The sequence below is a fragment of the Dyella sp. NPDC103356 genome, from assembly GCF_055584465.1.
Map to the genome: position 1 here is coordinate 204,780 of NZ_JBVJLZ010000001.1, position 22,434 is coordinate 227,213.

Annotated in this window: 22 protein-coding genes; 15 read left to right on the plus strand and 7 right to left on the minus strand. The window is 62.7% G+C overall.

Going from position 1 to position 22,434, the window contains the following annotated elements:
- Window positions 1-49 precede the first annotated feature (49 nt).
- The 9 genes from ACZ6WW_RS00815 to ACZ6WW_RS00855 all read left to right on the plus strand — a co-directional run bounded on the left by ACZ6WW_RS00815 (window position 50) and on the right by ACZ6WW_RS00855 (window position 7,809).
- Window positions 50-838, plus strand: a complete 789-nt coding sequence (locus ACZ6WW_RS00815) for an enoyl-CoA hydratase-related protein (RefSeq protein ID WP_465272568.1) — start codon at window positions 50-52, stop codon at window positions 836-838.
- A gap of 10 nt (window positions 839-848) precedes the next feature.
- Window positions 849-1,229, plus strand: coding sequence for a VOC family protein (locus ACZ6WW_RS00820; protein ID WP_465272569.1), 381 nt, complete (start codon window positions 849-851; stop codon window positions 1,227-1,229).
- A 95-nt stretch (window positions 1,230-1,324) separates the two neighbouring features.
- The gene (locus ACZ6WW_RS00825) at window positions 1,325-3,322 is read left to right on the plus strand and encodes an acetyl/propionyl/methylcrotonyl-CoA carboxylase subunit alpha (RefSeq protein ID WP_465272570.1); all 1,998 of its coding nucleotides are present in this window, start codon (window positions 1,325-1,327) and stop codon (window positions 3,320-3,322) included.
- Window positions 3,323-3,336: 14 nt separating this feature from the next.
- The gene (locus ACZ6WW_RS00830) at window positions 3,337-4,236 is read left to right on the plus strand and encodes a hydroxymethylglutaryl-CoA lyase (protein ID WP_465272571.1); all 900 of its coding nucleotides are present in this window, start codon (window positions 3,337-3,339) and stop codon (window positions 4,234-4,236) included.
- A 156-nt stretch (window positions 4,237-4,392) separates the two neighbouring features.
- The gene (locus ACZ6WW_RS00835; protein WP_465272572.1) at window positions 4,393-5,697 is read left to right on the plus strand and encodes a metal-dependent hydrolase family protein; all 1,305 of its coding nucleotides are present in this window, start codon (window positions 4,393-4,395) and stop codon (window positions 5,695-5,697) included.
- The gene (locus tag ACZ6WW_RS00840) at window positions 5,694-6,182 is read left to right on the plus strand and encodes a GNAT family N-acetyltransferase (protein ID WP_465272573.1); all 489 of its coding nucleotides are present in this window, start codon (window positions 5,694-5,696) and stop codon (window positions 6,180-6,182) included. Before ACZ6WW_RS00835 ends, ACZ6WW_RS00840 begins: the two co-directional genes overlap by 4 nt.
- A gap of 9 nt (window positions 6,183-6,191) precedes the next feature.
- A complete protein-coding gene (locus ACZ6WW_RS00845) occupies window positions 6,192-6,785 on the plus strand; it encodes a YdeI/OmpD-associated family protein (RefSeq protein ID WP_465272574.1) in 594 nt (197 codons plus the stop codon).
- Window positions 6,782-7,243 (plus strand): GNAT family N-acetyltransferase, encoded by a 462-nt coding sequence (locus ACZ6WW_RS00850; RefSeq protein WP_281852521.1) that lies wholly within the window; start codon window positions 6,782-6,784, stop codon window positions 7,241-7,243. The genes ACZ6WW_RS00845 and ACZ6WW_RS00850 overlap by 4 nt, the downstream gene beginning before the upstream one ends.
- A gap of 2 nt (window positions 7,244-7,245) precedes the next feature.
- Window positions 7,246-7,809, plus strand: coding sequence for a GNAT family N-acetyltransferase (locus ACZ6WW_RS00855; protein WP_465272994.1), 564 nt, complete (start codon window positions 7,246-7,248; stop codon window positions 7,807-7,809).
- Window positions 7,810-7,848: 39 nt separating this feature from the next.
- Here the strand turns inward: ACZ6WW_RS00855 and ACZ6WW_RS00860 are convergent, their stop codons facing one another.
- Window positions 7,849-8,238: an RcnB family protein gene (locus ACZ6WW_RS00860; protein WP_281852520.1), complete on the minus strand. Its 390-nt coding sequence runs from the start codon at window positions 8,236-8,238 to the stop codon at window positions 7,849-7,851.
- A gap of 194 nt (window positions 8,239-8,432) precedes the next feature.
- On the opposite strand from ACZ6WW_RS00860, the gene ACZ6WW_RS00865 reads away from it, so the two are divergent.
- Window positions 8,433-9,200, plus strand: coding sequence for an SDR family NAD(P)-dependent oxidoreductase (locus ACZ6WW_RS00865; protein WP_465272575.1), 768 nt, complete (start codon window positions 8,433-8,435; stop codon window positions 9,198-9,200).
- 98 nt (window positions 9,201-9,298) lie between these two features.
- Complete coding sequence (efpL, locus tag ACZ6WW_RS00870; RefSeq protein WP_281852518.1) at window positions 9,299-9,862, plus strand: elongation factor P-like protein EfpL; 564 nt, start codon at window positions 9,299-9,301, stop codon at window positions 9,860-9,862.
- Window positions 9,863-10,222: 360 nt separating this feature from the next.
- On the opposite strand, the gene ACZ6WW_RS00875 is transcribed toward efpL, so the two are convergent.
- Together ACZ6WW_RS00875 and ACZ6WW_RS00880 are read right to left on the minus strand one after the other, a co-directional pair.
- Entirely contained in the window at window positions 10,223-11,101 is an 879-nt protein-coding gene (locus tag ACZ6WW_RS00875; protein ID WP_281852517.1) for a hypothetical protein, read from the minus strand.
- Window positions 11,102-11,201: 100 nt separating this feature from the next.
- Complete coding sequence (locus ACZ6WW_RS00880) at window positions 11,202-11,744, minus strand: TetR/AcrR family transcriptional regulator (RefSeq protein ID WP_281852516.1); 543 nt, start codon at window positions 11,742-11,744, stop codon at window positions 11,202-11,204.
- Window positions 11,745-12,037: 293 nt separating this feature from the next.
- Here ACZ6WW_RS00880 and ACZ6WW_RS00885 point away from each other — a divergent pair, with 293 nt between their 5' ends.
- From ACZ6WW_RS00885 to kynU, 4 genes are read left to right on the plus strand one after another with little or no spacing between them, the layout of a single operon-like run.
- A complete protein-coding gene (locus tag ACZ6WW_RS00885; RefSeq protein WP_465272576.1) occupies window positions 12,038-14,152 on the plus strand; it encodes an FUSC family protein in 2,115 nt (704 codons plus the stop codon).
- Between the two features lie 24 nt (window positions 14,153-14,176).
- Window positions 14,177-15,193 carry an amidohydrolase family protein gene (locus tag ACZ6WW_RS00890; protein WP_465272577.1) on the plus strand — a complete coding sequence of 339 codons (1,017 nt, stop codon included), beginning with the start codon at window positions 14,177-14,179 and terminating at the stop codon, window positions 15,191-15,193.
- 23 nt (window positions 15,194-15,216) lie between these two features.
- Entirely contained in the window at window positions 15,217-15,732 is a 516-nt protein-coding gene (locus ACZ6WW_RS00895; RefSeq protein ID WP_465272578.1) for a hypothetical protein, read from the plus strand.
- 54 nt (window positions 15,733-15,786) lie between these two features.
- Entirely contained in the window at window positions 15,787-17,064 is a 1,278-nt protein-coding gene (gene kynU, locus ACZ6WW_RS00900; RefSeq protein ID WP_465272579.1) for a kynureninase, read from the plus strand.
- A gap of 408 nt (window positions 17,065-17,472) precedes the next feature.
- Here the strand turns inward: kynU and argH are convergent, their stop codons facing one another.
- The 4 genes from argH to ACZ6WW_RS00920 are packed head-to-tail and all read right to left on the minus strand — an operon-like array spanning window position 17,473 to window position 22,430.
- Entirely contained in the window at window positions 17,473-18,762 is a 1,290-nt protein-coding gene (argH, locus tag ACZ6WW_RS00905; protein ID WP_465272580.1) for an argininosuccinate lyase, read from the minus strand.
- 18 nt (window positions 18,763-18,780) lie between these two features.
- The gene (gene proS, locus ACZ6WW_RS00910; protein WP_465272581.1) at window positions 18,781-20,121 is read right to left on the minus strand and encodes a proline--tRNA ligase; all 1,341 of its coding nucleotides are present in this window, start codon (window positions 20,119-20,121) and stop codon (window positions 18,781-18,783) included.
- A gap of 22 nt (window positions 20,122-20,143) precedes the next feature.
- Window positions 20,144-21,100: an N-acetyl-gamma-glutamyl-phosphate reductase gene (gene argC, locus ACZ6WW_RS00915; protein ID WP_465272582.1), complete on the minus strand. Its 957-nt coding sequence runs from the start codon at window positions 21,098-21,100 to the stop codon at window positions 20,144-20,146.
- A 10-nt stretch (window positions 21,101-21,110) separates the two neighbouring features.
- Entirely contained in the window at window positions 21,111-22,430 is a 1,320-nt protein-coding gene (locus ACZ6WW_RS00920) for an acetylglutamate kinase (RefSeq protein WP_465272995.1), read from the minus strand.
- Window positions 22,431-22,434 lie beyond the last annotated feature (4 nt).

Here is a 22,434-nt window from a genome sequence, read left to right on the forward strand (position 1 = left end):
CACTATCAATGAAATACTCCCTGACCCTGCCCTTTCCGCCGGAAGCTGCATGTCCTTTATCCAGATCGCCGACCACGACTCGGTCCGCCGCATCACCCTCGATCGGCCGGAGCTGCATAACGCTTTCGACGACCGCCTGATCGCCGAGCTGACCGCCGCCATCGAAGCGGCCGGCAACGATGCGACCGTGCGTGCCGTGGTGCTAACCGGTGCCGGCGCCAGTTTCTCCGCCGGTGCGGACATGAACTGGATGCGCGGCATGGCCAAGGCCAGCGAGCAGGAGAACCGCGAGGACTCGCTCAAACTCGCGCGGCTCATGCGCAGCCTGCAGTTCTGCCCGAAACCGACCGTCGCACGCGTCAACGGCGCGGCCTATGGCGGCGGCGTCGGCCTGGTCGCTTGCTGCGATATCGCCATCGGCGTCGAGACTGCCAAGTTCGGCCTGACCGAAGTCAAGCTCGGCCTGGTGCCGGCCGTGATCTCGCCGTATGTCGTGCAGGCGATCGGCTTGCGTCAGGCGCGCCGGCTGTTCGTCACCGGCGAGCTGTTCGATGCCCAGGCCGCACAGGCGATGGGTTTGCTGCATCAGAGTGTCGCCACGGACGCATTGGATGACGCCGTCGACGGCGTGCTCAAGCTGTTCGCCAAGACCGGACCGCAGGCGCAAGCCGAAGCCAAGCAATTGGCCTTGCGCATGGCCGGCACCACGATCGCCTTGGCCGAACAGATCGACCGCGATAACGCGACCCTGATTGCACGCCTGCGCGTATCCGAGGAAGGCCAGGAAGGCTTGAGCGCCTTTCTCGACAAACGTGCTGCCGCATGGATAGTCCACTAAGGAGAGTTGCATGATCGACCATATCGGCATCCCCATTTCCGAACACGCCCGCAGTCGTGCGTTCTACATCGCGGCACTCGCGCCGCTCGGCTATGGCATCCAGATGGAAGTCACCGCCGAGCAGACCGGCAAGGATGCGGCGACCGGCTTCGGGGCCGACGGCAAACCCTCGTTCTGGATCGGCGCAGGCGAGCCCAACCGCACCCACGTCGCATTTCTTGCGTCGAGCCGCGCCGCGGTCGACGCCTTTTATCGCGCCGCACTCGCCGCCGGTGGGCAGGACAACGGCGCGCCTGGGCTGCGCCCGCACTACCACGCCAACTACTACGGCGCCTTCGTGATCGACCCCGACGGTCACAATATCGAAGCGGTTTGCCACGGTGCCGAGTAAGCTCACGATTGCTGCGCTGCGCATCGGCTAGAACGTGCCCATCTGCTATTTTTATTGGCTTTGCAACGCCTGCCAGGCGCTTTGAAGGAAACGGCATGTTCGAGCGCGTATTGATTGCCAACCGCGGTGAAATCGCCTGCCGCGTGATTCGCACCTGCCGGCGACTGGGCATTCACACTATTGCGGTGTACTCGCAAGCCGACGCCGATGCACAGCATGTGCGTCTGGCCGACGAAGCATGGCCGATCGGCGGCCCGCGTCCGGCCGATTCGTACCTGCGCGGCAACACGATTCTTGAAGTCGCGCGTCGCACCGGAGCACAGGCGATCCATCCCGGCTATGGCTTTCTGTCCGAGAACACCGGTTTCGCGCGCGCCTGCCAGGACGCCGGCATCGCCTTTATCGGCCCGAATCCGGAAAGCATCGATGCAATGGGCTCCAAGGCCGCAGCCAAAGCCTTGATGGAACACCACGACGTGCCGCTGGTGCCCGGCTATCACGGCGAAAACCAGGACGGCGCGCATCTGGCCGAGCAGGCGCGCAAGACCGGCTTTCCGTTGATGATCAAGGCTGCATCCGGCGGTGGCGGCAAAGGCATGCGCATCGTGCGCAGCGAGAAAGAATTTGCCGATGCACTGGCCTCCGCACAGCGTGAGGCGGCCAATGCCTTCGGCGACACACGCGTGATCCTTGAACGCTATGTCGAGCATCCGCGCCATATCGAGTTCCAGGTATTCGGCGACAAGCACGGCAACGTGATCCATCTCAACGAACGCGAATGCTCGGCGCAACGTCGTTACCAGAAAGTGCTGGAGGAAACGCCCTCCCCATTCCTCAATGCTCAACGCCGCGCCGCGATGGGTGCAGCCGCCGTCGCTGCCGCCAAGGCGGTCAATTACGTCGGCGCGGGCACGGTCGAGTTCATCGTCGGCCAGGACGGCGAGTTCTTCTTCATGGAGATGAATACGCGCCTGCAGGTAGAGCATCCGGTCACCGAAGAAACGCTGGGGCTGGACCTGGTCGAATGGCAGCTCCGCATCGCGTTTGGCGAAGCGTTGCCGTTACAGCAGGATCAAGTGCACGCGCGTGGGCATGCGATCGAAGTGCGCCTGTATGCCGAAGATCCCGAGCAAAATTTCCTGCCCGGATCAGGCAAGCTGCTGCGCCTGCGCCTGCCTGCGCCATCGGACCACGTGCGTCTCGATGGCGGCGTGATCGAAGGCGACACGGTAACGATCTTTTACGATCCGATGATCGCCAAGCTGATCGTGCACGATATCGATCGGCCGCAGGCCCTGCAGCGATTGCGCGAGGCGCTGGCGCAAAGCGAGATCGTCGGCCCCAAATCCAATATTGCATTTCTCGAACGCCTGGCGCGTCATCCGGCTGTGGTCGAAGGCCGTATCGATACCGGTTATCTCGATCGTCACCTGGATGAATTTCTCGCGGGCGAAGAGACAGCGCCGGCACATCTGTTGTTTGCCGCTGCGGTCGCTGCCTTGCTGCAGGAAGAAAATCAGGTCTCGGCAAACGCCAGCGATCCACATTCGCCCTGGGCAAGCGCCGATGCGTGGCGCATCGGTCACGCAGGCAAACGCATCGTCGCTTTGTCCCTGCGCGAGCAGCGCTATGAAATCGAAGCACACGGCTATGCCGGCGACTATCGATTGAACCATGGCGAGGATACCTGCCAGGTACACGGCGCACGCCTGGACGGCGCGACGCTCAGCGCACGCTTCGACGGCGAATCCCGGCGTGTACCGATGCAGGCCGATGCACAGCGCGTGCTGCTGCACGATGCCGATGGCCGGCGTTACAGCTTTACGCGTGCGGCTGCCTTTGCCTGGGAGTCGCGCGAGGGCACAGGCGGCAACCAGGTGATTGCGCCGATGCCGGGCCGCATCGTGCTGGTCAAGGCCAAGCCAGGCGATCAGGTGGAGGAAGGCCAGGAATTGCTGGTGATGGAAGCGATGAAGATGGAACTGGCCTTGAAGGCACCGCGTGCCGGCATCATTGAGAGCGTAAGCGCCGCCCAAGGCGACTTTGTCGAAGCCGACGCGGTACTGGTTCGTTTTGAACAGGCCGCCGGCTAAGTAACGAGGTTCCCATGCATACCGATCAGGTTCGTATCGTCGAAGTCGGCGCCCGCGACGGGCTTCAGAACGAAAAGACCATTCTGCCCGCGGACGTGAAGATCGCGCTGATCGATCGCCTGTCTTCCACCGGCTTGCGTACTATCGAAGCCACCAGCTTCGTCAGCCCCAAATGGGTGCCGCAGCTGGCCGATGCTGCGGAGGTGTTCCACGGCATCCGCAAAGTGCCCGGCGTGAGCTACCCGGTGCTGGTGCCCAACGAGCAAGGCTATCTGCGCGCACGCGAGGCCGGTGCGACCGAGATCGCCGTATTCACGGCGGCGTCGGAAGCTTTCAATCGCAAGAACATCAATGCGTCGATCGACGAATCGATCGAGCGCTTCGCACCGGTGATGGAACGCGCACGCGCCGACGGCGTGAAGGTGCGCGGTTACGTTTCCACCGTGCTTGGCTGCCCTTATCAGGGCGAGGTACCGATTGCCGACGTGGTGCGCGTCGCGCAGCGCCTGCACCAGATCGGCTGCTATGAAATATCGCTGGGCGACACGATCGGCGTGGGCACGCCGGCCAAGGCGCGCGCCATGCTCAAGGCGGTCGCGCAGGACGTACCGATGACCGCGCTTGCAGTGCATTTTCACGACACCTATGGCCAGGCGCTGGCCAATATCCTCTCCTGCCTGGAGGAAGGCGTGCGCGTGGTCGACAGCGCCGTCTCCGGTACCGGTGGTTGTCCTTATGCCAAGGGCGCCACGGGAAACGTGGCCAGCGAGGATGTGGTTTACATGCTGCACGGGATGGGCATGCAGACCGGTATCGATCTGGACATCTTGATTGCTACGGGCGCGTGGCTTGCCGGGCAGTTGCACAAGGAAACGGCGAGCCGGGTGACGCGGGCGCGTACGGCGGCGGAATAGGAAAGTATCCCGCGAGCACCCTGCCCCCTCACCCCAACCCTCTCCCCTGGCTACGCCGGGGGAGGGGGTTGGGGTGAGGGGGCTCTTAGCTCCCTTGAATTCCCCTAGCCCAACACGCTACATAGACGGTCTCACCGTCGCAGCCACGGGCACATCATGCAAATACGTTCGATGCTATGCACCTTGGTGCTCAGCACAGCGGCAAGCGCCAGCTGGGCCGCTGCATCACCGCATGATTACCTGCTGCTCCCCGACCGTGTCTGGACCGGCGACGGCGACACCGCACACGCTGATTGGGCGGTGCTGGTACACAACGACAGCATCACTGCGGTAGGCCCAAAAGCGTCCATCCAGGCACCGGCAGACACCCAACGCATCGAACTGCCCGGCGCGACACTCACGCCCGGCCTGATCGACCTGCATTCGCATCTGTTCCTCCACCCATACAACGAAACGCTCTGGAACGACCAGGTACTCAAGGAAGCGACGGATTACCGTACGCTCGAAGCAGCCGAGCATGCGCGCGTCACCCTGCTCTCCGGTTTCACCACGTTACGCGACCTGGGCACCGAAGGCGCAGGCTACGCCGACGTTTCGATCAAGCGTGCGATCGACGACGGGCTGATTCCCGGGCCGCGCATGTTTATCGCGACGCGAGCCATCGTCGCCAGCGCCAGCTATGGGCCCGGGCCGAGAGGCTTTCGCCCCGACCTGGATCTTCCCAGCGGTGCACAGGAAGTCAGTGGTGTCGATGCCGCGATGCGCGCCGTGCGCGAGCAGGCGGCGCATGGTGCGGACTGGATCAAGCTCTATGCCGATTACCGCGTCGGGCCCGACGGCAGCACGGCACCGACATTCACGGCGGCCGAACTCAAGGCGATCGTCGACACGGCGCACCTGATCGGCCGCCCGGTGGCCGCGCACGCAGCCAGCGATGCCGGCGTACGCATGGCGGTGGAAGCGGGTGTCGATAGCGTCGAACACGGTTACGGCGCGAGCGAGAGCACATTCAAGCTGGTCAAGCAGCATGGCGCCGCCTACGAACCGACGTTGACGGCGGTCGATGCGACCGAGGAATACTTCGATCACTATCGCCCCGGCCAGGACCCGCCCACCGCAAAAATGCGCGAAGCCGAACGTGCTTTCCGCACCGCACTCAAGCTCGGCGTCATCATCGGCAACGGCAGCGACGTGGGCGTATTCGCGCATGGCACCAACTGGCGCGAACCGGTAGCGATGGTGCGTGACGGCATGACCGCGCCGCAGGCACTGCACGCGGCTACCGATGTGGCGGCGAAGATCCTGCGACAACAAGAGCATTTCGGACGCATCGCTGTCGGCATGCGTGCGGATCTGGTCGCCTTTGCCGGCGATCCAACGGCGCATATCGACGACCTTGCCCATCCCGTGTTCGTCATGAAGGATGGAACCCTTTATCGCAGCCCGAACGAGAAGCCATGAGTCGCAGTTACCAGATTCGCCCCATCGAAGCCCGCGACGATGCCGCGGTGGCGGCGATCATTCGCCGGGTCATGCCCGAATTCGGCGCCGATGGCCCCGGTTTTGCGATCCATGACGCCGAAGTGGACACGATGAGCACGGCTTACGCCAAGCCACGTAGCGCCTATTTCGTGGTGGAAAGCGACGGCGAAGTGATCGGCGGTGGTGGCGTGGCACCACTCGATGGCGGCGACCCCAACGTGTGCGAACTGCGCAAGATGTATTTCCTGCCCGAAGCACGCGGCATCGGTGCCGGCTCGGCGATGATGCTGCAATGCCTGGACGCGGCTCGCACGCACGGTTTCAAGCGCTGCTACCTGGAAACCCTGACCGGGATGGATGCCGCCCAGGCGCTTTATGCTCGCCATGGTTTTCGCCGGATCGATGCGCCCATGGGCGGCACCGGCCACTTCAGCTGCGACCGTTTCTTTATTCTGGACCTGTAGAGACTGGCCATGGCCAAACACGATCCCCGCATCGACGCCTATATCGCCAGATCCGCCGAGTTCGCACAGCCCATCCTGCAGCACCTGCGCACTGTCGTACACGCGGCCTGTCCTGATGTCGAAGAGGGCCTGAAATGGGGATTCCCGCATTTCGGTTACAAGGGCGCGATGATGTGTTCGATGGCCTCTTTCAAGCAGCATTGCAGTTTCGGTTTCTGGCTGCAGGCCGAAGTGGTCGGTGGTGAAGCAGCCGAGGGCATGGGCTCGTTCGGCAAGATCACTTCGCTCAAGGATCTGCCTAGCAAGCGCGAGCTGACCGCCTATATAAAAAAAGCCATGGCGCTCAACGACGCCGGCGTGAAGACGAAACGCCCCAAGGCTTCACCAAAGCCGCCGCCCACGCTGCCCGACGACTTCGCCGCCCTGCTCAAGAAGAACAAAGCAGCGCATGCCGCCTTCCAGGGCTTCAGCCCGAGCGCGCAGCGCGAATACGTCGACTGGATCATCGAAGCCAAGACGGATGCCACGCGCAACAAGCGCATCGCCACATCGCTGGAATGGCTTGCCGAGGGCAAGCAGAGAAACTGGAAATACCAGGCATGAAGAAACCGCAATTGAGCTTTCGTATCGACGACCCACGCGCGGCCGATGTCGCTGCGCTGATCGAGCAGCTCGACGATTACCTGGCAAGCCTTTATCCCTCGGCCAATATCTGCCCGGTCACGGTGAAGGAACTGAGCCAACCCAATGTGACCTTCGTAACGGCACGCGTCGAGCATACGCCGGTGGCCTGCGGCGCCTGCGTGGACGCAGGCGACTACGTCGAGATCAAACGCATGTACGTACTGCCAGCCTGTCGCGGCCTGGGCCTGGGCAAGCAACTACTCGAAGCGCTGGAAAACCAGGTACGTGACAGCGGCGGGCATCTGGTCAGGCTCGAAACGGGCACCGCGCAGACCGAAGCGCTGGAGCTCTACGAGCACGCCGGCTATCGCCGCTGCCCCCCGTTCGGCGACCATCGCGCCAACCCTTCAAGTGTCTGCATGGAAAAACCTTTGTGACGATGCGCATAGCCACCGAACGCGACGCCGAAGCCTGCCACGCGATCTACGCGCCGACTGTGCTCGATACCGCCATCACCTTCGAAACCGAATTGCCCGGCGTGGAGGCGATGCGCCAGCGCATCCAGGCACGCCTGCAGCACTACCCCTGGCTGATCTGGGAAGAACACGGCCAAGTGCTTGCGTACGCCTATGCTGGCCGCTTTCGCGAACGTGCCGCCTATGACTGGATCGCCGAAACCTCGATCTATGTGCATGCCGATGCGCGACGGCGCGGCATCGCCCGGCGACTGTACGCCACGTTGCTCGACACGATGGCGCTGCAAGGCATCAATCAGGCGGTGGGCGTGATCACCTTGCCCGGCGACGTCAGCGTGGCCTTGCACGAATCGATGGGTTTCGAAGCGGCCGGCGTGTGGAAAAAGGCCGGCTATAAATTGGCGCGCTGGTGGGACGTCGGCGTGTGGCAGAAAGAATTGCAGGCCGTAGCCGCTACGCCATCGCCCGTACGGGCTTTTTCAATGCTTGTTCAAAGCAAGGAGTTGCGCGATCTATTGGCGCAATAAAACACGGCTCCGCACCCTTGGGATGCGGAGCCGGTTCGATCAATGGCTGTTGATGATCAGGTCGGTAATCACGCCAGTGGCGACGGCCACCAGCAGGAAATCACCGTTGTCGCTACGCACCCAGTTGTAGCCGCGTGGCGGCTCGCGCAGGCGGTAGGTGCGCCAGTCTTCCACCACGTAACGGCGGTCGCGATACTCCGGCGGCACATAGCCACCCCGGTGGTACCAGCCTTCGTGGCGGCCGCGGTCATGTTCGATCACTACCGTGCGGTCATGACCGTGGTCATAGTCATGGCCGTGATCACGATCGTGGCCTTGATCGTGGTGGTCACGATCGTGGTCTTGGTCATGCCAATCCTGCGCCGAGGCGGTCGCCGCGGAGGCGGCCAACACGATACCGACGGCCAGGGCAAACAAGGACTTCTTCATGGAGCACTCCCTCGTTGATGTTGGGCAAATGATTGCGTTTGCCGGGGTGCACCGTAGATGAATTCGATCGCCGAAAATCCATCGCAAATTCATACGTTAAGCTTGCATCTGGCTGTCTCTTTACCGCCTGATGCGCGGTTTGGGGCGTGCCTCGGCTACCATTGCGTTTTTCCACAAGGCCTTACGGATATTTCATGCAGCTCAACCATGTGAAGGCGATCATCACCGGCGGCGCCTCCGGTCTCGGTCATGCGGTAGCGCAGCATCTGGTCGCCCAGGGCGGCAAGGTCGCGCTGTTCGACGTCAATGAAGAAAAAGGACAAGCCGCCGCCAAGGCGCTGGGCGATGACGCTCGCTTCTTCCGCACCGATGTCACCTCCGAAGAAGGTGTCAGCGCGAATGTCGCTGCCGCTCGCGACGCGATGGGCGGACTCAATGTGGTGATCAACTGCGCCGGCATTCTTGGCGCGGGCCGCGTGCTGGGCAAGGAAGGCGCGATGCCCTTGGGCACCTTCGCGTCCACCGTGATGGTCAATCTGGTCGGCAGCTTCAATGTGGCCAAGGCCGGCGCAGCACTGATGCAGAACAACGAAGCCGGCGAAGATGGCGAGCGTGGCGTGATCATCAATACCGCCTCCGTCGCTGCCTATGAAGGCCAGATCGGCCAGGCCGCCTACTCGGCCTCCAAGGGCGGCGTGGTCGGCATGACGCTGCCGATGGCACGCGAGCTGTCGCGTTTCGGCATCCGCGTGGCGACGATCGCCCCGGGCATCTTCTGGACCCCGATGGTCGACGGCATGCCGCCGCAGGTGCAGGAGTCGTTGTCGGCTTCGATCCCCTTCCCTTCGCGCCTGGGCAAGCCGGACGAATTCGCCAGCACCGTGGCCTTCATCCTGGGTAATCGCTATATCAACGGCGAGACGATTCGCCTGGACGGCGCCGTTCGCCTGCAGCCGAAATAAACAGGAGCGAGCGAAGAGGAGCGAGTTGTCAGTAAGCGCTCCTGGTCACGCACCCTGCTTCCACTTACCTCTCACTCCTAATCACTTACTCCTGACCTATGAAAGCTTCCGACGTCAAGAAAGGCAACGTAGTCGAGCACGAAGGCACCGTGTACCAGGTACGCGATATCGAGCGCAGCTCGCCGACGGCACGTGGCGGCAACGTCACCTTTCGCTTCACGCTGTACTCGATCCCCGGCGGTCGCAAGTACGACCTCAGCCTGCGCGCCGACGACGACCTGAAAGAAATGGAACTGCTGCGCCGCGCAGCCAACTTCTCGTACATGGATGACGGCGCCTTCGTCTTCATGGACGCGGAGGACTACACCCAGTACATGCTCTCGCCCGAACTGGTCGGCGACAGCAGCGGCTATATCGTCGAAGGCGTGGAAGGCTACTACGTGCAATTGATCGACGACGCGCCGGTGGGCTTGCAGGTACCGACCAGCGTGGTACTCACCGTGGTCGATACCGCCCCCGAAATGAAGGGCGCCAGCGCCACCAAGCGCACCAAGCCGGCCAAGCTCAATACCGGCATCGAAGTGCAGGTGCCCGAGTACATCAGCAATGATGAGAAGGTGTGGGTCAACACGGTGACGGGCGAGTTCGCCGGCCGCGCTTAAGAGCGACGTGTGAGGCGAGCTCACTCGACCTCACGCCTTACTCCTGACAAAAAAAAGCCCGTGCAAGCACGGGCTTAATCACATCACCGGGTTTTACCAGGGGGCTACGACATCCGTGATCGCCCTCGGCATCGTGTCCCGTCGGACACAGCCTCTCGGACGGTCAGGCGGCGGTCTCACGACCATGCCACCCAAAATGTCGAAGAGTCGATGGATTCGGCACCCCTTGTACCGAACCCACCAACACCGGCCGCGCACAGGGGATGCGACCGGTAAGACATATCCATATGCCGCGACGCCCTGCGAAGCATCGCGGGGTTCCCGCATCCTGCGAGATCCCCTCCAGAAACCTTTGACTACCTAAACCGCCTTGGCCCAGGTCGCCGAGTCGGCGTGACTCGTCGCATGCGCCATCGTCAGCTGATGCGTCCAGAAGTTCGCCCACAGGTCGCAATAGCGCATGCATAGAGCCTGCACGCGCGGATATTGGTCCGGGGTCAACGCCTGGGTGAGAATCAGCCACAAATCGTTTTCGTGATCGTCGTCGGCCGCTTCGGCGGTTTCGTCTTCGCTGACACCGTGCACGAAGTAGTAACCGTCGCTGACGTCGATACCCAAGGCTTTGGTGGCCTTGCGCAGCGGCGGGCTGAACAGAATCACTTCCTCTTCGGCCGCGGCCAGCAGCACCGTGACGTCGAGGTAATTGCCATAGCTGTGCTCGAGAAATTCACGCACGGTACGCGAGCTCGAGGTTGGCGCGTAGGTCTGACGCTCGAGCAGGCTGATGCCGTAGTCGTCCAGCACGCGCTCGAACAGCGGATAGTGCGCGTAGGTCGGATTGCCACGGTAATAACCATCGGCATCGAGGCCGGGGCGAAAGCCGAACTCGTCCAGGTCGTTCAACGTCAGCAGAAACCGCGGTGCAAGCTTGGCGCCCGGACGCAGACGGGGCTCGAGCTGGCGGCTCTGTAACTGAGCTGCAAGCAAAGCGTCGGTGAAAATCTGCACAATGGCGTGCCGATACTCCAGATGGATCGTACGCATCGCATGCGCATTGAGCCCACCCTCGTTGAGCACCTGGATGGCTGGATGCCGCGCAACCGGATGCTCGGCGATCAGCTTGCGCAGATGCTCTACAAAAGACTCGTTACGTCGCCACAGCTCGTCGGGAAGGCTAGCGCGCATGATCGCGACGGCCTTCTTACGAGGTTGATCCAGATCGACCATCAAGGATGGCATGGCACGTTCCCCTCAGCGTTTTGCCTGCACCAAACAGCACAAAACCAAACGTTTGGTTTTCTACCAAACAAACGTTGGCGTGTAAAGTATTATTCGCTAGCTATAACAGCCCTCGAATCTCGTCGCTACATCGTTTCAGCGGTCCCGGGTCGTTGAGAATCTGCAGCCAGATCACTCCGCCTTCGATCTTGGCCAGGCCGTCCGCGCTCAGACGCTGGGCCACCTCGGCACCGTACTTCGGCTCGAGCAAGGCTGCAAGGATGTCTTCCCAGCGCTTGAAGAACCGCTGGATGACTTCCCGGGCCTCGGGGCTTTCCTGCATGGCGTCGGGCCACAGGTGCACCAGGGTGCACAGGCGCTGCTCGATGTAATAGCTCTCGACGGCATCGATCATCGCGTCCAGACGCACTTTCTCGTCCAGGTCCTGGCGCAGAGACGTGGTAAAGACCCCCTCCTCGAACAGGTTGCAGACGTGATCGACCACCTCGATCAGCAACCGCTCCTTGTTGGGAAAGTGGTGGTAAATGCTGCCCTTAAGTAAACCGCTCTCCCGGCCGATATCGGCCATGGAGGTGCGTTTGTAGCCTTTCTTGCGAAACAGCTGCAATGACACATGGATCAGATTTGACGGGTCGGTTTTCATTAGAACCTAGGCTCCATGCGGGGCGTTCGATACCCCCTCCGGCAGCCCCAGCGCCGGCGAGCGTACTGTATAACGAGAAATTACGAGATGAGCCCTAGCCCTTTTGGCCTAGGCTGCGCAATGCGGCGCAATAACCTTCCATTGCCCTCCAAGGTATCCGATTCGCGATTTCATTGCGTAAAGACCCGGATGGATACGACATATCCCGTGGCTCACCGCTCACGCTACTGCGTCCCGACAAGTTCATGCCCCGTAAGGCAGAATTGGCGGATCGTTTAGGAGCGAACGTAAGCATGTCCAGCAGCGGTTATTCACTACGCGCCACGGTGGTGGACAGTCTGATCAAGACCAAACGGCCGGACGTGCCGCTTCCCGTCGTACTGCGAAACACCGCCGCGGTGGTATTGCCCCTGGCGATCGGACTGGCGACCGGATACCCGGAAGCCGGGCTGGGTATCGCCGCCGGCGCCCTGGATACGATGTTTTCCGACCAGCCAGGCCCCTATCGCCAGCGGATGATCCAACTGGTGCTGGCCTCGCTGGCCGCCGCGCTGGCCTCCCTGTGCGGGTTTCTGATCGGCGACCAGCTCGTCCCGATGCTCATCGCCACCGCCTTGTTCGGCTTCTTCGGCGGGCTGTTGGTGGTTTTCGGGGTAGATATTGCCCGCGTCGGCATGACCAGCATGATCCTGCTGGTGGTCACCGCCGCCTCGCCGACCTCGCTCGCCGGCGCGAGCATCGGCGCCGGCCTGATCTTTTCCGGCGGCATCCTGCTGACGCTGTTTTCGGTGGCGGCCTGGCCGCTGCAGCGTTATCGCCCGGAACGCTATGCCCTGGCCAGCGTCTACAAGGGCCTGGCCGCGCTGGCGCGGCAGCAGGTGCACGACGGCACGGACGTGCCTGCGCTGACTGACGCCATGACCACCCTGCAACACACCCTGCTGGGCCGGCATCATGCACGCGGCCGAGCCATGGAAGCCTTCGGCGTGCTGCTCGAACTGGCCGAACGCATCCGCATCGAGCTGACCGCCATGGCGGAGCTGCGCGCCAATCCGACCATCCATTCAATGTTCCGCAACGACGCGGCGCGTGTGCTAACGGCGATTGCCGACGCGCTGGAAGAAGGCGAATCGCCCGTACAGGCCGAGCGTGCGCTGCAAACCCTGCAGGCCAGCGAGAACGCCCTGCTCGCCACGGGCGGCGATGCCGGTGGGCTGGCAGGGCATATCCACGCGCTATCGGGCCAGCTGGCCGCAGCCGTGCGTAACGCGAACTGGGCGGGCAGCCGCGGCGAACTGCGCGCGGTAGCAGCGGAAACTCCGTTGCCCGCCGCGCTGCGCAGCAGCTCGGCATGGGCCACCTTGCGCGCCGCGATGACGCCGCATTCGGTGGCCTTCCGTCACGCCGTGCGCAGTGCGATCTGCCTGACCGTAGCGTTCTGGGTCTCGCGGCAGATGCATCTGCCGCACGGCTATTGGCTGCCGATGACCGCCGCCATCGTGCTGCGCCCCGACTTTGCCGCCACCTTCAATTTCGGCCTGCTGCGTGTCGTGGGCACCATTCTCGGCCTCGTGCTGACCACGGCGGTGCTGCATTTCACGCCGCACGAAGCCTGGGCACATCTGGCGGTCATGGCCGTGCTCTGCATGGCCTTTCGCTATCTCGCCACCGCCCACTACGGCATCGCCGTGGCCGCACTGACCGGCACGGTCGTGATCCTGCTCTCGTTCGAAGGCGTCAACTCCTCCGACGCCGTGCTCGACCGCGTGATCAATACCGCGCTCGGCAGTGGCATGGCCTTGCTGGCCTACGTGTTGTGGCCGACCTGGGAACGCGGCCGCGTGCGCCGGTCGCTGGCCGACATGCTTACCGCCTATGCGCACTACCTGCGCGCGTTGGCGCACCCGGAGCAACGCGACGCACACCGCGAAACCCGAACGGCCGCGCGTACCGCACGCAGCAACGCCCTGGCTTCGCTGGACCGCATGCGGGTCGAGCCGGCGACACCTCGTTACCTGATGGACCTGGCCGATACCTTGTTCGCCAACAGCAATCGCCTTGCACGCACGGCGATGACGCTGGAAGCGATTATCGACGACGACCGTGCCATCCCCGAACAGGCCGAAGTCAGCGCCTTCGTCGAACATGCCGCCGACATGTTGCAAAAGATCGCCGTGGCCCTGCACGACACCCAGCCACTCGGCCCGCAACCCGACCTGCGCGCACTGCAGCGCAGCTTGGCGACCTTGCTGACCATGGCCGAAGACAAACCCATGGCCGACTCGCTGACTCGCGTCAGCGATCGACTGGTCGACAACGTCAACACCCTGGCCCACATCACCAGCCGCGCGAGCGAGCCGGCGACCGTGCCCGCGCGCAGCGGTGCCGCGGGGCAACATGCTCCGTAACAGCGGAACATCTACACTCAGCCGATGCTGAAGATCGACTCCCACGCCCATATCCTGCCGCGCGACTGGCCCAATCTGGCGGCCAAGTTCGGTGACGAGCGCTTCCCGGTGATGATGCACGACGATGGCCGTCACCGCATCTACAAGGACGGTAAGTTCTTCCGCGAGGTGTGGGAATCCGCGTTCGATCCGCAGCACCGTATCGACGACTACGAGCGCTTCGGCGTCGACGTACAGGTCATCTCGACCGTACCGGTGCTGTTCTCGTATTGGGCGCCGGGCTACCAGGCGCTGGAACTGCATCGACACTTGAACGACCACGCCGCCAGCCTGTGCCGCGACTACCCGCGCCACTACGCCGGTATCGGCACGGTACCCCTGCAGTCGCCGGACCTGGCCATCCGCGAGCTGGAACGGTGCATCGACGAGCTCGGCCTGCAGGGCGTGCAGATCGGTTCGCATTGCAACGACTGGAACCTGGACGCGCCCGAACTGTTTCCGTTTTTCGAAGCCGCCGCCGACCTTGGCGCGGCGATCCTGGTGCATCCCTGGGACATGATGGGCAGCCCAAGCATGCCCAAGTACTGGCTACCCTGGCTGGTCGGCATGCCGGCGGAACAATCGCGCGCGGCTTGCTGCCTGGTGTTTGGCGGTGTGCTCGAACGGCTGCCGCGGCTGCGCGTGATGCTGGCGCACGGCGGCGGCAGTTTCCCATGGACCATCGGCCGCATCGAACACGGTTTCCGCATGCGTCCTGACCTGGTCGCCACCGACAATCCGCGCAACCCGCGCGATTATCTCAAGCGTCTGTTCTTCGACTCCTGTGTGCACGATCCACAGGCATTGCGGTACCTGCTGGATGTGACCGGCGTCGACCGCGTCATGCTCGGCACCGATTATCCTTTCCCGCTGGGAGAACAACATCCCGGCAGCGGCATCGAAGCCTTGGGGTTGGCCGATACCGAGCGCGCCCGCCTGTTCCACGGCACCGCGCTGGAATGGCTGGGATTGCCGCTGCAACGCTTTCAAACCGCATCCTGAGGGGAAACCAAGCAATGGGCTTTATGCGTCACACCTTCGTCGCGGGCGCGCTGCTGCTCGCCGGTACCGCGCTCCACGCCACCGACGTCAGCATGGCCGGCGGGAGCATCAGCTTCAGCACGCCCGATAGCTGGGTCGGCATCATGGAGACCCAGGGCGACCCGGAAGTCCGCGTGTTCCAGGTACGCGACCCGTCGCCCACGGCGAACAACAGCCTGGCGCGCGTGACCGTGACGGTCAAACAGGTTGCCGACCTCGGCGATTTTCAGCTCTACGTGGACACTGCGACCGGCAAGGCCAAGAGCCTCAGCGGCTATAAGGCAATCAACAGCGTCACCAACACGCGCGGTCCCAGCACGTTCGAATACACCGCGCAGGAAAACGGCGTGCAGTTCGCTTATCTGGAGCGTTACTGGATGAAGGACAACCACGCGGTGCAGCTGCGTTGCGTACGCCCAGCGCAAAGTCAGGCCGGCGCGGGCTGGCGTGCCGAATTCGACAAGGGCTGCGAAGCGGTATCTGCCGGGCTGCAAAAATAATTCTCGTGGCGACGGGCGATGCATCGCCCGGGCTGCAACCGCAAGAGACAAACGATGTCCACTTCCTACGAAGCCACGCGCGCCTGGGCGCAAGCCGCCGATGCCGCCGACCCATTGCGCGCGTTTCGCGACGAGTTCCTGATACCGCCGCATGGTGATGGCCAGACCCATTACCTCTGCGGCAACTCGCTCGGCCTGCAGCCCCGTGCCGTGCGCGAAGCCATCGGCGAGGAACTCAGCGACTGGGGCGAGCTGGCGGTCGAAGGGCACTTCCGCGGGCGCCGCCCCTGGCTGAACTACCACGAGTTCGTTCGCGATGATCTGGCTACGGTCGTGGGCGCCAAGCCGATCGAAGTCGTCGCCATGAACACGTTGGGCGTGAACCTGCACCTGATGATGGTGAGCTTCTATCGGCCCACGCCCGAGCGGCACGCCATACTGATCGAAGCGGGCGCTTTCCCTACCGACCGCTATGCAGTGGAGTCGCAGGTTCGCTACCACGGCTTCAGCCCAGCGCTGTCGTTGATCGAGCTGGAGGGCGACGAGCCGAATGGCGGCATCTCGATGGCGGCGATCGAACGGGCGCTGGCCGAGCATGGCGAACGCATCGCGCTGGTCATGCTACCGGGCGTGCAATACCGCACCGGACAGGTCTTCGACCTGAAAGCCATCGCAGCGCTCGCGCACAAGTATGGCTGCATGGTCGGCTTCGATCTGGCCCATGCGGTCGGTAACCTGCCGTTGCAGTTGCACGACAGCGGCGCCGACTTCGCAATCTGGTGCAGCTACAAATACCTCAACGCCGGCCCCGGCGCGATCGGGGGCGCCTTCGTCCACGAACGCCATGCGACAGCCACCTTGCCGCGTTTCGCCGGTTGGTGGGGTCACGACAAGAGCACCCGCTTCAAGATGGGACCCGAGTTCGTACCGACACCCGGAGCGGACGGCTGGCAGCTTTCCAATCCACCGATCATGGCGCTGGTGCCGCTGCGCGTCTCGCTGGAAATCTTCCGCCGCGCCGGCATGGAGCGCCTGCGCGAAAAGGCGCTCAAGCTCACCGGCTACCTGGAATGGCTGGTCGATTCGCAGCTCGGCGATGTACTCGAAGTGGTCACGCCGCGCGAACCGTCACGGCGCGGCTCGCAGCTGTCCATTCGCGTGAAAGCTGGGCGCGAGCAAGGTCGTACCCTGTTTGAATATCTCGAACGCAACGGTGTCGTCGGTGACTGGCGCGAGCCGGATGTGATTCGGATTTCGCCGACGCCCTTGTACAACCGCTTCGAAGATTGCCTTGCATTTGCCGAAGCAGTGAAGGCATGGGCGAAAAGCTGATCTGAGGACCATGCACGCTGCTCACACAATCAGCAGCGTGTAGCAAGTGATTGTCGGCAAAGCCTTGAATGATGCTTATCCACAGGCTTACCCATGAGGCATCCACAATGGCTGTGGACAACTCGCAACGTGAAAAAAACCGCCTATTTTTTTGGCGACTTCAGGAAAGCTAGAACTACCTCCTAGTCGTCATTCCGGCGCAGGCCGGAATCCAGTGGCGTCATCACTGGGTTATCGCGAAAAGCTACGAATACGCTAGCGAAACCCAATAACCGAAGCCACTGGATCCCGGCCTGCGCCGGGATGACGATTGGAAAAACAGAGGTTATTCGAGGTTCCCTTCCGCCGCGACGCATAGTTACGTCACGGCCTGTCGCAACGAAAGTCGCTCCTACAAAGATTGCACTCTTACAGCGCCGCCAAACGTGCGGCCAGTTCATCCAGACGCAGATCCATCCCAGCACCCGGCGAAGTGCGCGCAGCGAGACTGGCTTCCGGTGTACGCCCTGCCCCACTGGCTGCCGCCGCATCGGCTGCGGCACGATAGGCATCGCGGAATGGCACGCCAGCGGCAGCCTGCTCGATCGCGACATCGGTGGCATACATCGCCGGCTCGATCGCTGCGCGCATGGCCGGCTCGTTCCACTGCATCCGCGCCAACAAGTCCGGCACCAGTTCGAGCGCAGCAAGGCCGTGGCGACAACCGTGGAACAGCGAACCCTTGGAAAATTGCAGATCGCGCTGATAGCCCGATGGCAGCGATAGCAGCTGCTCGATCTCAGTGCGTGCCGCGGCGACGCTGGCATAGCTGGCGCGCAGCAGTTCGACGACGTCCGGATTGCGCTTGTTCGGCATGATCGAGCTGCCGGTGGTGTATTCGCTCGGCAGCTTGACGAAATCAAACTCCGCCGTGGTGAACAACGACAAGTCCCAGGCCAGGCGGCGCAGGTCGAGCAAGGCGCCGGCAATCGCCTCCAGCACGGCCATTTCGAACTTGCCGCGCGACAGTTGCGCATAGATCGGCGAGATCTGCATGCGCGAGAAACCCAGCGCGCGCGTCGTGTGCTCGCGATCGAGCTTGAGATTTACACCATAACCGGCGGCAGTGCCCAGCGGATTGGCATCGATCAGGCTCGCAGTTTGACGAGCACGCATAGCGTTATCGATAAAGCCTTCGGCAAAACCAGCGAACCACATACCGGTGGAAGAAACGACTGCGCGCTGCAAATGCGTGTACCCGGGCAACGGCAATGCCGGTTGCGCTGCACGGTCGAGACACACCTGGGCAATCGCACGGCAATGCGTTTCCAGTGCTGCGAGCTGCTCCTTCAACCACAGACGCGTGGCAACCAGGATCTGGTCATTGCGGCTACGACCGGTGTGAACACGGCGACCCGCGTCACCGAGCCGCTCGGTCAGGCGTGCCTCGATCGCGGAGTGGCAGTCTTCGTAGCGATCGTCGAGCACAAAGCTTCCCGCACGGAAATCATCTGCCAGAATGTCCAGCTCCTGCTTGAGCGCTTTCGCCTCATCGGCGGTGACGACACCGATGTTGGCCAATCCCTCGACATGCGCCTTGCTCGCCGTGATGTCATGCAGGAAGAATTCGCGATCCAGCACGACATCGTCGCCAGCGAGAAACTTCATGATGCGCGCGTCGATCTTGATATCGGCCTTCTGCCATAACGGCTGGGTCATGATGATGTCCTTAAGGATTCAATGGGCCGCGCGATGCGCGTCCTTCAATAGTTTGGCCAACGCGGTATCGATCGGCAGCGTTTCGCGCTCACCCGTGGCGCGGCGCTTGAGTTCGACCAGCCCTTGCTTCAAGTCGCGCGGCCCGACGACCAGCTGCCATGGCAAGCCGATCAGGTCCATCGTGGCGAACTTGCCGCCGGCACGCTCGGCCGTATCGTCGTAGAGCACCTCGACGCCCGCACGCGTCAACTCCGTATAGAGCGCATCGCAGGCCATATCGGTCTGCTCATCGCCCTGTTGCAGGTTGACCAGGCCGACATGGAACGGCGCTACCGAGTCCGGCCAGACAATGCCTCGCTCGTCGTGGCTGGCCTCGATGATTGCACCGATCAGCCGCGACACGCCCACGCCATAGCAGCCACCATGAATCAGGTGATCGTTGCCGTCGGTACCCGTGACCGTCGTCTTCATGGGCGCCGAGTACTTGGTACCGAAATAGAAAATCTGTCCCACCTCGATGCCGCGCGTCTGCATGCGCCGTTCGGCCGGCACTTCGCGCTCGAAGCGCTCGGCTTCGTGGACGTCTTCGGTGGCAGCGTAAGGGGTCGCCCAGGCATCGACCCAGCTCCCCAGGTCACCCTGATAGTCGACGTCTTCGCCGGGTATCGGCAACGACAACAGCTCACGGTCAACGTAGACGGCCGATTCGCCGGTATCGGCCAGCACGATGAATTCGTGCGAAAGATCGCCACCGATGGGACCGGTTTCCGCACGCATCGGAATCGCGGTCAAACCCATGCGCGCAAACATGCGCAGATAGGCGACGAACATACGCTGATAGGAAAGACGCGCGCCGGCCTCGTCCAGATCGAACGAGTAACCGTCCTTCATCAGAAACTCGCGCCCGCGCAGCACGCCGAAACGCGGGCGCTGTTCATCGCGAAACTTCCATTGCACCTGATAGAGATTCATCGGCAGGTCGCGGTACGAGCGCACCGTCGCGCGGAAGATCTCGGTGATCATTTCTTCGTTGGTCGGGCCGTACAGCAGTTCGCGCTCATGGCGATCGCGGATGCGCAACATTTCCGGGCCGTAGGCATCGTAGCGGCCGCTTTCGCGCCACAGGTCGGCCAGTTGCAGGGTCGGCATCAGCAACTCGACCGCGCCGGCGCGATTCAACTCGTCGCGCACGATCGCTTCGATCTTGCGCAGCACGCGCAAGCCCAGCGGCAGCCAGGCGTAGATGCCGGCCGCCTCCTGGCGAATCATGCCGGCGCGCAGCATCAGGCGATGCGAAACGATCTGCGCTTCGGCGGGGTTGTCTTTCGAGGTGGGCAACAGATAGCGGGAAAGGCGCATCGGAAGATCTCGTCGGGTGGTATCAGCTCTCGAGAGGAATACCGGTCAACTCGGGTACGCCGATCGCACGATTGATGTTTTGCATCGCCTGGGTCGCCGCGCCCTTGAGCAAGTTGTCCAGGGTGGCTACGACGACCAGTCGCTTGCCGTCGACGGATAAGGTAAACCCGCCGATCTCGACATGATGCTTGCCGGCGATCTTGCTGACCCACGGTGCATCGTTCTGCACCGTGACCAGGGGTTCATCCTCGTAACGCGCGCGGTAGCGCTGCACGATCTCGTCGAGCTTGGCCTGGCGCGCGAGGTACAGATTGGTCGTTACCGTCAAACCGCGGAAGTGCGGCGCGACATGCGGCAGAAACTCCACCGGCAGGCCCAGATGGCGGCTCGCTTCTTTCTCATGCATGTGCCCGGTGAGCGAGTACGGCATCAGGTTGTCGCGCAGCTTTTCTGGGTCGTTGCGATCGGACGGCGTGGTGCCGGCACCGGAATAGCCGGAAACGCCAAAGCACACTGGCGGCGCAGCCAGCAGGTCTTTCAGTGGTGCGATGGACAGCTGCATCGCGGTTGCATAGCAGCCCGGATTGCTGATCTTGCGCTCGCCGCGCCAGCGTTCGCGGGTGAGCTCGGGCAAACCGTAATACCAGCGCTCGTCGAAACGATAGTCCGCCGAGAGGTCGAGCATGATGGTGTCGGGCGCGACCACATCGAGTGCCTCGACGTACGGTGCCGCCTTGCCGTTGGGCAAGGCCAGAATCACCACATCCGCCTTTTGCGCGGCGACGCCTTCCGGGTCGAGACTGGCGTAGCTCAGTTCGCCTCGGTAGCCGTCGATATGATCGGCCACGCGCTGACCATCGAGTTCACGCGAAGAAACAAACACGAGTTCGAGCGCCGGATGATCGGCGATCAGGCGAATCAGCTCGGCGCCCGTGTGACCGCGCGCGCCGACGATGCCGATGGTTTTCTTGTCGGTCATGACGGCAGCCTCAATCGACCAGGGTCGGCTGGCGCGTGGCACAATGCGCTACGCAGCGTGCGATGGTGGCGAAATCTTCGCCCAGGCCGTACCAGAACACCTTCCAACGCTCCTGCTTCAGGCAGCCATCGGACTCGGCGTAATAGAACGGGTTGACGGCATTGCCATGGCGTGAGCGCCAGAACAGCTTCGGGTTTTCTTCGCGCATCACCAACCAGACCGCGCGGCCCAGGCCTTCGCCTTGCGCATCGTCGAGCACCGCGAACTTGTCCAGATACGCCAGCCCGTCTTCCTGGGTGAGAATCATCGCGGCGCGATAGTTTTCGCTGACGTAGATGCGGTACGGCGTCGTACGCTGAAAATAATCATCCACCAACGTACGACCGAAGCTCGACTCGATCAGCCCACGCATGCGCTCCTGATCGACACCATTCCAGCTGTCGAACGTGAGCACCTTCTCGCCCCGGCGCACCAGCGTGCCCGAACCCTTGTGCGTGAACAGCTCCTTCGCCAACTCGGCCGGTCGCGTGATCGACACCGACGAGGTCAGCGGCAGATCGGCAAGCAGGTCGGCGATCTGTTCGATCTTCAGGCGCATGCCGCCATTGATCCACGGCTGCTGCATCAGGTGTTCGAACTCGGTACTCAGGTTGATCGAATCGATCACCTTGCCCTTGTCGTCGAGCAGGCCGCCGGTGCCGGTGAGGAACACGATCTTGTACGGCTGCAACACGCGCACCAGTTCGTTCGCGGCGAAATCGGCGTTGATATTGAGAATCTGCCCTTCCTCGGTCTCACCCAGGCTCGCGATGACCGGAATGGAACCGGCGCGCAGACTGGCCTCGATCGGTGCCAGATTGATCGAGCTGACCTTGCCGACCAGCCCATAAGTTTCGCGATCGAGATACTTCGAGGTAAACACGCCCGACGGTACCGAGGTGGCGCGCGTGTCCATCGCCTGCAAGGCTTCGACCAGACGCAGGTTCTGCTCCTGGAAGACCTTGCGCACGATCGACAAGGCCTGCGGCGACGTCACGCGCAAACCGTTCACGGTCTGCTTTTCGATGCCGGCCGCGGAGAGTTCCTCATCCAGCTGCGGACCGGCGCCATGCAACACGATCGGCGTCAGGCCGACTTGCTGCAGGAAAGTCAGCGACGAGGTCAGCGCCGGCAAGTCGTCGCGCAACACCGCGCCGCCGACCTTGACCACGGCAAAGCGCTTCGCGTCCAGCTGCGAAAAGCGCTTCAGGTACTGCTGAATTTCCTTCGCACTGCCCATGCTCGAAAGCAGGCGCACGATGGTCTTGCGGGTCTTGGCTTCACTCGTCATGGTG

What these genes read in the sequence shown, in the direction of transcription:
- ACZ6WW_RS00895 (WP_465272578.1), top strand. Translation starts at nt 15,217, where the DNA reads ATGCGTCACACCTTCGTCGCGGGCGCGCTGCTGCTCGCCGGTACCGCG.
- ACZ6WW_RS00830 (WP_465272571.1), top strand. Translation starts at nt 3,337, where the DNA reads ATGCATACCGATCAGGTTCGTATCGTCGAAGTCGGCGCCCGCGACGGG.
- ACZ6WW_RS00880 (WP_281852516.1), bottom strand. Translation starts at nt 11,744, where the DNA reads ATGAAAACCGACCCGTCAAATCTGATCCATGTGTCATTGCAGCTGTTT.
- argH (WP_465272580.1), bottom strand. Translation starts at nt 18,762, where the DNA reads ATGACCCAGCCGTTATGGCAGAAGGCCGATATCAAGATCGACGCGCGC.
- ACZ6WW_RS00820 (WP_465272569.1), top strand. Translation starts at nt 849, where the DNA reads ATGATCGACCATATCGGCATCCCCATTTCCGAACACGCCCGCAGTCGT.
- ACZ6WW_RS00815 (WP_465272568.1), top strand. Translation starts at nt 50, where the DNA reads ATGTCCTTTATCCAGATCGCCGACCACGACTCGGTCCGCCGCATCACC.
- ACZ6WW_RS00825 (WP_465272570.1), top strand. Translation starts at nt 1,325, where the DNA reads ATGTTCGAGCGCGTATTGATTGCCAACCGCGGTGAAATCGCCTGCCGC.
- ACZ6WW_RS00845 (WP_465272574.1), top strand. Translation starts at nt 6,192, where the DNA reads ATGGCCAAACACGATCCCCGCATCGACGCCTATATCGCCAGATCCGCC.
- ACZ6WW_RS00920 (WP_465272995.1), bottom strand. Translation starts at nt 22,430, where the DNA reads ATGACGAGTGAAGCCAAGACCCGCAAGACCATCGTGCGCCTGCTTTCG.
- ACZ6WW_RS00875 (WP_281852517.1), bottom strand. Translation starts at nt 11,101, where the DNA reads ATGCCATCCTTGATGGTCGATCTGGATCAACCTCGTAAGAAGGCCGTC.
- ACZ6WW_RS00860 (WP_281852520.1), bottom strand. Translation starts at nt 8,238, where the DNA reads ATGAAGAAGTCCTTGTTTGCCCTGGCCGTCGGTATCGTGTTGGCCGCC.
- kynU (WP_465272579.1), top strand. Translation starts at nt 15,787, where the DNA reads ATGTCCACTTCCTACGAAGCCACGCGCGCCTGGGCGCAAGCCGCCGAT.
- ACZ6WW_RS00835 (WP_465272572.1), top strand. Translation starts at nt 4,393, where the DNA reads ATGCAAATACGTTCGATGCTATGCACCTTGGTGCTCAGCACAGCGGCA.
- argC (WP_465272582.1), bottom strand. Translation starts at nt 21,100, where the DNA reads ATGACCGACAAGAAAACCATCGGCATCGTCGGCGCGCGCGGTCACACG.
- proS (WP_465272581.1), bottom strand. Translation starts at nt 20,121, where the DNA reads ATGCGCCTTTCCCGCTATCTGTTGCCCACCTCGAAAGACAACCCCGCC.
- ACZ6WW_RS00855 (WP_465272994.1), top strand. Translation starts at nt 7,246, where the DNA reads ATGCGCATAGCCACCGAACGCGACGCCGAAGCCTGCCACGCGATCTAC.
- ACZ6WW_RS00885 (WP_465272576.1), top strand. Translation starts at nt 12,038, where the DNA reads ATGTCCAGCAGCGGTTATTCACTACGCGCCACGGTGGTGGACAGTCTG.
- ACZ6WW_RS00890 (WP_465272577.1), top strand. Translation starts at nt 14,177, where the DNA reads ATGCTGAAGATCGACTCCCACGCCCATATCCTGCCGCGCGACTGGCCC.
- efpL (WP_281852518.1), top strand. Translation starts at nt 9,299, where the DNA reads ATGAAAGCTTCCGACGTCAAGAAAGGCAACGTAGTCGAGCACGAAGGC.
- ACZ6WW_RS00865 (WP_465272575.1), top strand. Translation starts at nt 8,433, where the DNA reads ATGCAGCTCAACCATGTGAAGGCGATCATCACCGGCGGCGCCTCCGGT.
- ACZ6WW_RS00840 (WP_465272573.1), top strand. Translation starts at nt 5,694, where the DNA reads ATGAGTCGCAGTTACCAGATTCGCCCCATCGAAGCCCGCGACGATGCC.
- ACZ6WW_RS00850 (WP_281852521.1), top strand. Translation starts at nt 6,782, where the DNA reads ATGAAGAAACCGCAATTGAGCTTTCGTATCGACGACCCACGCGCGGCC.